Annotated in this window: 8 protein-coding genes; 1 reads left to right on the top strand and 7 read right to left on the bottom strand. The window is 38.2% G+C overall.

The window, feature by feature from the left end; translation table 11 throughout:
- Positions 1-136: 136 nt before the first annotated feature.
- From H6H03_RS34835 to H6H03_RS34805, 7 genes are all read right to left on the bottom strand, one after another.
- Positions 137-1,384, bottom strand: a complete 1,248-nt coding sequence (locus H6H03_RS34835) for a glycosyltransferase (protein ID WP_190959582.1) — start codon at positions 1,382-1,384, stop codon at positions 137-139.
- 675 nt (positions 1,385-2,059) lie between these two features.
- Entirely contained in the window at positions 2,060-3,319 is a 1,260-nt protein-coding gene (locus H6H03_RS34830; protein ID WP_190959581.1) for a glycosyltransferase, read from the bottom strand.
- Between the two features lie 188 nt (positions 3,320-3,507).
- Entirely contained in the window at positions 3,508-3,975 is a 468-nt protein-coding gene (locus H6H03_RS34825) for a DUF2141 domain-containing protein (protein ID WP_190959580.1), read from the bottom strand.
- 148 nt (positions 3,976-4,123) lie between these two features.
- Complete coding sequence (locus H6H03_RS34820; RefSeq protein ID WP_190959579.1) at positions 4,124-5,107, bottom strand: glycosyltransferase family 2 protein; 984 nt, start codon at positions 5,105-5,107, stop codon at positions 4,124-4,126.
- A 285-nt stretch (positions 5,108-5,392) separates the two neighbouring features.
- Complete coding sequence (locus tag H6H03_RS34815; protein ID WP_190959578.1) at positions 5,393-6,397, bottom strand: NAD-dependent epimerase/dehydratase family protein; 1,005 nt, start codon at positions 6,395-6,397, stop codon at positions 5,393-5,395.
- Between the two features lie 222 nt (positions 6,398-6,619).
- Entirely contained in the window at positions 6,620-7,798 is a 1,179-nt protein-coding gene (devC, locus tag H6H03_RS34810) for an ABC transporter permease DevC (RefSeq protein WP_190959577.1), read from the bottom strand.
- Positions 7,799-7,998: 200 nt separating this feature from the next.
- Positions 7,999-9,207: an ABC exporter membrane fusion protein gene (locus H6H03_RS34805; RefSeq protein WP_190959576.1), complete on the bottom strand. Its 1,209-nt coding sequence runs from the start codon at positions 9,205-9,207 to the stop codon at positions 7,999-8,001.
- Between the two features lie 1,475 nt (positions 9,208-10,682).
- Between H6H03_RS34805 and H6H03_RS34800 the strand changes: the two genes are divergently transcribed.
- A complete protein-coding gene (locus H6H03_RS34800; RefSeq protein WP_190959575.1) occupies positions 10,683-10,823 on the top strand; it encodes a hypothetical protein in 141 nt (46 codons plus the stop codon).
- The last annotated feature ends 120 nt before the right edge of the window (positions 10,824-10,943 follow it).

Here is a 10,943-nt window from a genome sequence, read left to right as displayed (position 1 = left end):
CCTCCCACACCTCCCACACCTCCCACACCTCCCACACCTCCCACACCTCCCACACCTCCCACACCTCCCACACCTCCCACACCTCCCACACCTCCCACACCTCCGTCACCTCCCACACCTCCCCATGCCCCATGCCCTATGCCCTATTCCCCTTAACGATTTGATAGAGTTTGTCTTCAAACTTTTCCATACATGCTGACCAATCGAAATCGATTATGGAGGGGCGAGCGTTTCTAGTCATATCTGCCTTCAAGTCGGGATTTTCTAGAATCGCAATCACCTTTTGGGCAAAGTCTGTTGGGTTGTTAGGTTGAGCCAGAAAGCCGTTGCGACCTGGATATACCTGTTCTGAGGTTGAAGGTGCAACAACAGCAACCAGAGGGGTTCCAGAGGCTAGAGCTTCGTTGTTTGTGGTGCAGAAGTTTTCGGTGATAGAGGGGTTAACAAAAACATCTGCTCTGGCAAACCAACCTAAAAGTTCTGTACCGTGGGACTCACCCCAGATGGTAATACCCGATGCAAACTTTTGGGCACGCTCACGAATTTCTCGATCCTGGGGGCCACTACCAACAATTACCAGATGGACATCAGGGATTTTGGCAGCAATGAGTGGATATATATCAATCAGTTGGTTGACATTCTTTTCGGCCGTGATGCGTCCGACAAACAACAAAGTTGGTCGTTGGTCGTTAGGAATTGGGTCGTAACAAATATTTCGTGGGTGGAATTTTTCGCAATCTATACCTTGATAAGCAAGATATTCAGCACGTTGGCATTTGAAATCTTTGTATTTATTGAGTTGTTCTTGGGAAGAAAAGAAATTCAAGTCATAAGAGTTGCTAAACTGTTTCACCAAAATGGGAATGATGGGACGAACTAAACTGAAGAATTTATTTCCAAAGTAATATTTGATGTACTCAACAATATCAGTATGGAAAAGCGATATTATTGGCGTACCTGTTCGTCTTGCGTATTGTGTTCCTACAGGGCGACCGTAACCTTGCAAGAAAAATGAGTATAAACCTCTCATTTGTGGTGCTTCTTCAACCACTATAATGTCAGGTTTAAACTTCTCTAACAGCTTGGTATCACTCCAATGCCGATAGTGCAATGGTTGAGGAAGAGACTTGTAGAAGATTAATGGTTTTGTGGGGAATGCGTAAGTAGTTAAGTTAGGAAAAGATTGAATTTCGCTTAATCCAGGCATAGGGCGATCGCCAACATTTTTTGGGTAGCGATCGTTAATTTGTGGATGAATCAAAAAAACCTCATGTCCCTGTTGCAACAACCAACGAACTCGTTGATGTACTGCTACAGATACTCCAGTTAAGAAAGGAGCGTACAAGCCTGTAAATAGGGCAATGCGGAGTCTTTGCTTAGTCATATCAAAAAGGAATTATTTCACGAAAATGCTGGTTTTGGACTTAGGACTTACGCAGCAATGTTTCATGAAAAGTAAGAATTCAGAATTCAGAAGTCAGAATTCAAAAATCAGAATACTTTTATACCGAAACTTAATAGTCTGATGAAAATTATTAAGCTTTAGCAAGTCTGATTTTTTACTATTTCTGAACTTCGATGACTGATGTCTTTGTTCTTACAATTAATATCCTGACTATTTGGCTCTGCAATTCCCGTCAATATAGTTAGCTTTAGGATTTACGCATTTAGAACCAGTGTCGATGGGAGATGGTGAAAATTATTTTTCGATCCTTAATCAGAAATTATCAAAACACTGAAAACTCTCAGTCAAAATTCCCCTTAATATATTTTCTAAACCCTTGACAAGAATGTAAAGCTATGTGGTTTACAAGGGTTATAGTTAATATAGTTTAATAAAAATAAGTTAATATAAATTTAGCACTAGGGAATGTTTAGTCTGATAATTTTCATGCCCTAGTTGAGATTTAAAGCAGAGAGCAAGGTTGGGGCAATAGGCAACAGGCTTGGAATTCCCTTGGTGTCCAAGTTTTACCATCGGTTAATGTTAGTTACATAGAGAGCCTATCCAGAATTCTCACTCCTGAATTCTGTTAGCGTAGCGGATTCTGACTCCTGTTCAAAGAGAAACCTTGCTATTAATAGGCTGATCCAACCATTGATAAGGGCGATATTCCACTAGGCGAATATTCCAAGCTCCTCGAACCCGATAGCTGACACTGCGCCAGGTGACTGTTGAAATCCACAGAGACGATAGCATTGCTAACCCATAAACCCATTGTGTTAGCGGGATGCCAATCAACATTTTAACGATGGTAGGGGCTGATAATTTGGTTATTGGCTGGTCATTTAAACGAACCACTTGCTGTATGCCTAGCTCCAAAACGAGCATCAGCAAAAGTAATCCTACAATATAGACGCTATAGCAGACAAATAATAGAGATGCAGCTTCCCATTTTGCCTCTAACAATGACTCTAAAATTAACATTATTACTGTAGTCGGAAACAGAATACTAGAAACAGCTTCACTAACTATAGCTAACCAACGCGGGTGATAAAGTCGAGAACAAAGTATTAAACGTTTGAGAGAGTCTAGTAAGCCTACTAATTCAATTTCTTCACGATTAACTGTTAGTAAAGTCGCTACAAACTTAACCTTTAGTCCATGTATTTTGAGGACATCGTGAATCATGAAATCTTCGCTTAAAGCTTGTGCCCACTTATCTAAAAGTTCTGTTTGGTGAAGCACTTCTGTTTTTATAGCCAAAGTTCCACCCCAAGGAATTTGGAAGAGAAACATTTGCACAACCGTCGATACATTCCCTATATATCGTACTAAAGACCCCCAATTCCTGCCTGTTGGCACATACCAACGGTTACCAGTTGTGGCACCAACATTAGCATCCCCTAGAGGACTGACTAATTCTCGCAACCAATTTCGATGAACTATAGTATCAGCATCTACTAAAGCAACCACCTTATAGGAATCGTCCAACTCACGGACAGCTTGCACTAGAGAACTACATTTAAGACTACAATTATTGCGTACTATTCTCAAAGGACTGATTTGAACATTAGTAGCTTCTTGTTCTATGATAGTTTCGCTGGCAATTTTCCAAGCTGGATCTTCCTGACTATCAATAACTAACTTTAAATCATAATTTGGATAGTTTTGATTTAGGAGCGATCGCAAACAGCTATGTAAAAACGGATCTGCTCCCCGTAAGCAAAGAATTACTGCTGTTTTAGGCAACTGCTCATCTGGTAATAAAGTTTTTCGAGATGAGCGCAAATACCAAACAAAGATTAGCGTTAAACACACCTGAATAACTAGCCAACCCATCAAAGACTTAGACAGAAATATTGCCAAATCTTCCATTAAATTCTCCGAGAATAGGGCATGAGGCATTGAAAGTGTGGGAGTTAGGAGTTAGGAGTTAGGAGTTAGGAGTTAGGAGTTAGGAGTTAGGAGTTAGGAGTTAGGAGTTAGGAGTTAGGAGTTATTCTCTTTACCTCCCTTGTTTCCCCGATCTCCCTTATTGCCTACTCCCTACTCCCCAGTCCCTTTTATGAATCCAACGAGTATTTCATAACAATATTGACTGTGGTATTTTTGTTCATTACAAAACTGGCATCACGAAACTTTGGTGTGCCTGTTTGTATGGACACAGTTGGATTTTTGGAAAGGCCAAAACCTTCTGTAGGAATACCAAAAAAGTCTTTATTGAGTTTGCGATCGCCATTTTGATCGTCAACTACAGCAACAGCATAAGTCCCAGGTTTTAAACCAGAGAATTCTTTTGTCACAGAAGTGCCTGTAATCTTAGCGCAGCCACTTTGAACTTCACTAGTACTACTCATAGGAAATCCTTTTTCACCTCCAAAAACTCGGAAGCAAATCTCGCCTTTTTGGTGACGGATTCCATTGACGACAATACTAAGTTTTGCTGTTGATTCAGCATTCGCTGTTTTTACAAAGCTGATGCCCATTAAAGTAGCAATCAAAAAGTAAGGTATTTGAGATAGTTTCAGCATAATTTTGTCGTGAAAATTGGTTACTTTGGAAAGCTAGAAAAAAATCACAAAGTCAAAATTTGCAAGTTAAAAGTAAAAAGAGATGAAAGATTCAAAAACACTTTCAGACTTCTCTTTTTACTTTTCGATTTTACTGTTATAAGTTAATTCAAAGTGTTACATTTTTTTCTAAAAATGAAGTATTTTTCCAAGTTAGTAGAAGTTTTTGCAACACTTTTAACAAATCTTTCAGTAACAAATATTCTGTGCCTTTCAACTTCTGTTGTAGACTTTTATGGCAACATAACCGCTCATACAAACTTATGGGACTACGCCAGATGGATAGAAAATACTCCCATAAAATTCTCCAATGTGGGAATAAAATTTTTCCTTCATTTGCAGAGTCAAACCACACTGTATAGGCATAAAAATCAGGTAATTCACTCAATGAAGAGGCTTGATTGTTCTTTCCCACTAACAAATAATTGGGAAAAAACATACTCATTGATTGTTGCGGATGGTTTCTAGCAAAGAACAAGTATTCTGGGATTTCATAAAATCTACCCAGAAGACCAAGCCTTGACAATAAAATTCCATCTCCATAAGCGTAACCACCCATAGGCGGTATCTTTTTCAAAGCACTAGCGCGAATTACGCCATAACATTGATAACATAGATGTTTAGTCAGTAATTCGTGAAAGCGATCGTGTGGTTTGAAAGAATCTGTTTTAAGTTTGATATCGTAGTTTTGAAGAAACTTTCCTTGTTCGTCAATAAAGTATGCTTGGGTGTGGCACAAAATAATGCTAGGGTCGCGATCGAGTACTTCAACACATTTACTAATAAAATCAGGAGCGTGTAGATCGTCATAAGCTGCCCATTTAAAATATTCACCCGAAGCTAGCTCAAAGACACGATTGAAGTTACGAGCGCAACCAATATTATGCTGATTACGGTAGTAACGAATCCGTTTGTCTTGCTTGACGTATGCTCTACAAATTTCCTCAGTTTTATCTGTAGATGCATTATCTGAAATAATTAGTTCAAAATCTTCAAAGGTTTGATCTAAGAGTGAATCTAAAGCTTCTTGAAGAAATTTCTCGCCATTGTATACAGGTAATCCAATACTCAATCGTGGCTGATTGCTACTCATATAGCGTTCCTAAATGAGTTGTGAAATTATTTGTGGAAGCAGGCAATAGGCAATAGGCAATAGGCAATAGGCAACAGATTTTTTACCAATGATTTAGTAGGATTGCTTTATAACACAAGTATTCAGACAATCTGTTGATTATTTTAGGCGCAATTAAAGCTAATTGTTAGTCAAATGCAACGTCAGAAATTAGACTTCAGAAGCCAGAATAATTTGATACCCAAGACTTTTAATAAAATAAAGGATGAATCGCATCTCTTGTAAAGGCGCGATTCACCCCGTCTCCTATTTCGTCAAATTTTCAATCTCCGTTTTTTGCAGCCATTCATGTGTACGCTGCATACCTTCTTCTAGATCAATTGTTGGTTTATAATTTAACAAACTTTGGGCTTTAGCAATGGAACACGCATAGGGACGAGTCATAAAATCTACAGATTCCGGTAAAATATCGGCTTTTTTCCGAAATAATTTTTGTCCTTGAGCGCGTAGCTTTAAAAACAATTTCATTTCATCTTTTGGCAATGAAAGAGGTGCTGGTAAACCTTCCATTGCTGCTAAGCGCATGAAATACTCTTTCCAAGAAGTTTGTTGTCCGTCGGTAATATTAAATATTTCTCCGTAAGTCTGTTTTTCTATCGCCAGAAAGATGCCATCAATCAGGTTGTCTATATATACATGATTGATGACTCCTTTACCATCGTTGGCATAGGCGAATAATTTTTGACGCATCATCAGAATTGGTTTGACTATCCAAGGAATACTTCCAGGACCGTAAATATCACCTGCGCGAATGATAATAACACCAAAATCCGGCGGATTATTTAATTCTAAAAGTGCTGTTTCTGCTTCTATTTTTGTTTGACAATAGGGATTATTTTCGCCAGAAAGTAATCCGGTTTCTGTAATACCATCAGCATAGTTGAAACCATAAACCATTACACTAGACAGATGCACGAAAGTTTTAACTCCTGCTTGCTTTGCAGCTTTAGCAATGTTAACAGCACCCTTCACGTTGACATCACGAAAATCATTAATTGACCCAGCTTCTTGGGTAATTTGCTCTGTATGTAAAACGATGTCTATTCCCTGACAAGCTTTTTGGGCAATAGTAGGATCTGTGAGACTACCAGTAATTACTTCAATGCCTAAATTTTGTACTGTTTTGTTCTGTTCTTTAGAACTTTGTAATCCACGGACTTTTATTCCCTGGGCTATGGCTAATTCGGCTGCACGCAAGCCGACAAATTCATTAATTCCGGTAATCAGGAGAGTTTGGTTTTTGAGGTTCATAGAGTAAAAGATATACCAATTTTGGATTTGAGATTTTGACCTTATCTCAATACGGTTCAGTTCAAGCCAAAACTTTTATTTTCTGAACAAACCGCAGAGGCGCAGAGAGAAGTCGGAGCGGCGGCTTCCGCCGATCTGAACTTCGGTGGGCACAGAGAAAATGAAAAAATGCTTAACTCACATAGAGATGCCCAGGTGCAGGGAGAGTAAGGGAGTGATTGTTTAGAAAATATCTCCTGGATCTGCGGAACGGAGTTTATTGATGGCGAGTCCTCCGGAAGTTATGCATATTAAAACTGTTGATGTTAAGACCAATATTGCATTGTTAGCGCTCATAATTATTGGCAATTTAGTTGCTTCCATTGCAAAATCGTATAACAATACTGAAGTAAGAAAGCCTGGAATATAACCTAAAATCGCCAGAATTAAAGCTTGTTGGAATACCACATTCAACAGATATCTATTGGCGTAACCTATGGCTTTTAATGTGGCATAAGCAACGAACTGTGTAGCAATATTGCTATAAAGAATTTGATAGACAATCACTACACCAACCACAGAAGCCATTGTCAACATTAGGTTGAGTATGAAACCAATAGGCGTTCTAACAGACCAATATTTCTTCTCAAAATCAATAAAGCCTTGGCGTGTAAAAACCTGCACATCATTTGGCAAGCTTACCTGCAAATCTTTTAGCACTGTTTGTGCATCAGTACCAGGTTTGAGGGTTATCAAACCGACATCTATCATATCTGCTGGACGAGTATTGGGATTTATCCTTAGGAAAGTTGAGTCACTGACAACTAAGTTACCATCTACCCCAAAGGAAGGCCCTAAACTGAATAGACCACCAATCCTGACTTTATAGCCAATTAAGGAATTAAAGGGAAATATTTCAATCGTCTGTTCTGTATCTCCCGCATCAAATTTTTCTGCTATTGGGCCAAACTCTGTGCGAGAACTTCTGTCAAAAAGCATGACATCGGGAATTTTGAGTTTATCTAAGTTGTTCTCAATTTCTGCGATGTTCATCACGGGTTTGCCTGGGTCGAAACCAATAACATATATTGAATATTTCTCACCAGTTACCGGATTTTTCAGTTTGGCAAATTGCAAATACATTGGGCTAACTGACTCTACGCCATTAAACCCCAAAGCTTGATACAAACGAGTCCGCGAAAAGCTTTGATTTGAGGTCAAAGATTTATATTGCGAACTCACTAAAAATAAATCTCCTTTGAGATTTTGATGCACTGCGGTTGCGCTAGAATAAAGAGCATCTTGGAAACCAAGTTGCACAAACATCAGCAGCACAATAAAAGCAATCCCGGCTACAGCTATTATTAAACGAACTTTTTGCTGGGCTAGCTGTAGCCATGCTAAAGGAATTTTAAAATTCATGGATTTATTTGTTATTAGTTATTAGCCATTAGTCATTAGTCATTAGTCATTGGTCATTAGTTATTGGACATTAGTCATTAATGAATGCCAATTCCCAATGCCCCATACTTCGACTTACTTCGACTACGCTCACTACAAGTCGCTCAGTACAAGTGCCCAATACTTCGGCTGCGCTCAGTACAAGTGCCCAATGCCCTAAACTAAATTTGTATGGCAACATCTACTTGTAAGTTGGTTAACCGCGAGACTCTTTCGCTGTCTGCGGGGTTATCGATGGAGATTTTTACCTCAACTATTCTGCGGTCTGTGTCTGAACCTGGGTTGAGGCTGAAGATGCTTTGTTTGTCAACTTGCCAACCAATTTCTTTGACGGTTCCCTTTAATGTTCCCGGAAATGCAGTGCTGGTGATGTTGGCTTTTTGTCCGACACGCACTTTTTGAACGTCGGTTTGATACACCTCTGCAATCACATTCATTTGTGATGTTTTACCTATCTCAGCAAATCCTGTGCTGGTGCTGATTACTTCTCCGGTTTTGGCATGAATTTTCAAGATTTTGCCATTGATGGGAGATTTAATGTAACTCAAATCCAAGTCTGCTTTTGCTTGTTGAACGGAGGTTGTAGCACTGTTGACTTCAGTTTGTGCAACTTGAACATCTACGCTACGTACTTCGCTAATACTCTTGAGTTGGGCTTGTGCTTGCTTGAGTTGTTCTTGGTATGTACCTTCAGTACGTGTTTTGCTGGCTTGGGCTTCTGTGAGTTGCTGTTGTGTAGTTTTGAGTTGCAAAGCTTTGCTGTCTGCTACGGAAGCTGCGATCGCACCTTGTTTATATAATTGCTGATAGCGATCGTTTTCAGCTTGAGCATTATCTACCTCAGCCTGGACGCGGGCAATTGTCGCGTCTTGGGTAGCAATGTCTCCTTTATATTGTGACTCTAAACGCGCGATCGCTGCTTTTTGAGCATCGATGTCTCCGGTTTTCGCTCCAGATTTCACCTGCGCTAGTTTAGCTTTGCTAACTTGCAGTTGGTCTACAGCTTGTTGCAATGCTGTTTTTGCACGACCATAAGTTTCTAGATAGGCCAATATTTGCCCAGCCTTAATTACTTCTCCTTCTTTGATTAACAGTTTTTCGACTCGCACACCATTATTAGCATTGGGAGCATTCAAGGAAGTAACGTCACCGTCTGGCTGCAAACGTCCTAAGGCTGTGACAGCAACTTTTGTTGGGGTGGTCGGTTTTACAGGATTCGCTGCTGGCGTCTCAACTTTAGTTTTCGGCGAAAATGTTGCCAAACTATATAAAGTAATTAATCCGGCCGCTAAGGTGATAGAAGCTGCTAAAATTACTCGCGATCGCACAACGGATTTTGTAAATAATCGGCTTTCTTTATTTACTGCCATATTTTCATTCCAATTCTTACTAGGGGATAGCTGAAATGGCTCTATTTAATCGATAAGGGCTAAGAATTCAGAATTCAGAAGTCAGAATTCAGGAGTCAGAATTCAAAATTTAGAAGGAGTTTAGTATGGTTGGTATATTGATAAATCAAATGTTTTCCTGATTCTTTAACTTTTTTGATTCTCGAACTTCTGATGCTTGCGGTGAACTGCATCAATGATGGAAACTGCGGCTCAGAGTTCTTTTTGAATTCTGAATTCTGAATTCTTATGGTAGTGTTACTTGAAAGCTTCTTTAGTTATATCGTTACTTGTCTTTGAATCCAGTAGCGTAAAATACAATAGCGCTAGCCAGAAAACTTAACTATCAAGAATAATGAAGCGCCGAAAAATCAACTCAAAAAATTGAATAACCTTGTTTTTGAGTATGACTAAAAAAATTTCATTTGTCAACTGTTTGACTTGGCATAAATCCTGATTTCCTCATCAAAATATTTTTCATATTTCGCTGCAATTATCGTAGTTATCCACTACAAAAACTTCTTTATCCAAGTTTTTCAGCATTATTAAATACTAGTTAACCCATAAAAATATTAACAAATTTTTGTTGGTAATGTTGTGTAACCTAAGACATTATCATCTTTTTGAGCAACAGTCTTCTAATTAGGGATGTCTACTACAGGCTACGCCAACGGCAGCAAATTGAATTATGTTTACTATGCAACATATTCAAAATTAACAATTGCTTTATAGATAACCATTTTGTTTTTTGTTTATATTTATATTAGTAAATCATCAAAAACATTAGTTGAATTATGTTATTTTCATGAAAAAAATACTTATAGCTCTGCCATTTATTAATGTGTCCAAGTAATTATTACTTAATAACCGAGAAATTAATACTGTTATTTTTTAAACCAATTTCCATCTAAACCTGAGATAATTCAGCTTTTTATACACTTTTTCGGTTGAAAATTATACTAAAGCTATGAAAATTACGCAAAATAGATATCAACAATAATCTAGTTTTTTATAAAAAAAGTTTAAAGTAATCATTTAGTTTATATAAAGCGTGTTATTGTTTTTATTAATTCAACGCTTAAAAGTTGTGAGGTCAATTAGTTATTTAATTAAGATTTTGAAAGTAGAAATAACTAAATCAAACTGCTTGGTCATCACCTTATGAAGGTTTAATTAGTTTTTCACATTGCATAAATTCAGATAAAAGGTGATGTTTTTTGTAACGAACTTGTCAACTTTTCTAGGTCGAATCTCATAAAATGTATTATCCTGAACGTTGAAACTGGCTATGACATTTATTAAGACACAGAACGCTGTCATTAATACCAGCTACGTTGTTGCGGTTAGGGTTGAAAATCAAACTATTGCAGACGAAAAAAGCGTTTCTGTTCTTTTAGCTACTCTTCAGTTTCTACTGTTCAGTGGGATACCATTGCTCATAACTAGAATTTTAGATTTTGGATACTTCGACAGGCTCAGTACAAGTTTTGGATTTTGGATTATTTTTTGGATTTATGAGCAAGTTTTGTCTGTTTGTGGGTGGAACCAATCTAAAAGGCGATCGCGGACTCGCTAACGCTGCGCTATCGCAAATCTAAAATCCAAAATTGTTCGATCGCTACATTTTCAAGAATCAAGAGTTGCATAACATTTTTACACGATCCTGTGTGCCAAAATTGCCTGTAAACCTAAGGCTTTATTAGGGCAGTATGTGTCGT

This window comes from Nostoc paludosum FACHB-159 (genome assembly GCF_014698835.1).
Lineage (GTDB): Bacteria > Cyanobacteriota > Cyanobacteriia > Cyanobacteriales > Nostocaceae > Nostoc > Nostoc paludosum.
The sequence above is the reverse complement of the archived record's forward strand: the minus strand, read 5'-3'. Positions and strand labels throughout refer to the sequence as shown.

Excerpts from the sequence above, each read along its gene's own strand:
- H6H03_RS34835 (WP_190959582.1), bottom strand. The coding sequence starts at position 1,384 with ATGACTAAGCAAAGACTCCGCATTGCCCTATTTACAGGCTTGTACGCT.
- H6H03_RS34830 (WP_190959581.1), bottom strand. The coding sequence starts at position 3,319 with ATGGAAGATTTGGCAATATTTCTGTCTAAGTCTTTGATGGGTTGGCTA.
- H6H03_RS34825 (WP_190959580.1), bottom strand. The coding sequence starts at position 3,975 with ATGCTGAAACTATCTCAAATACCTTACTTTTTGATTGCTACTTTAATG.
- H6H03_RS34820 (WP_190959579.1), bottom strand. The coding sequence starts at position 5,107 with ATGAGTAGCAATCAGCCACGATTGAGTATTGGATTACCTGTATACAAT.
- H6H03_RS34815 (WP_190959578.1), bottom strand. The coding sequence starts at position 6,397 with ATGAACCTCAAAAACCAAACTCTCCTGATTACCGGAATTAATGAATTT.
- devC (WP_190959577.1), bottom strand. The coding sequence starts at position 7,798 with ATGAATTTTAAAATTCCTTTAGCATGGCTACAGCTAGCCCAGCAAAAA.
- H6H03_RS34805 (WP_190959576.1), bottom strand. The coding sequence starts at position 9,207 with ATGGCAGTAAATAAAGAAAGCCGATTATTTACAAAATCCGTTGTGCGA.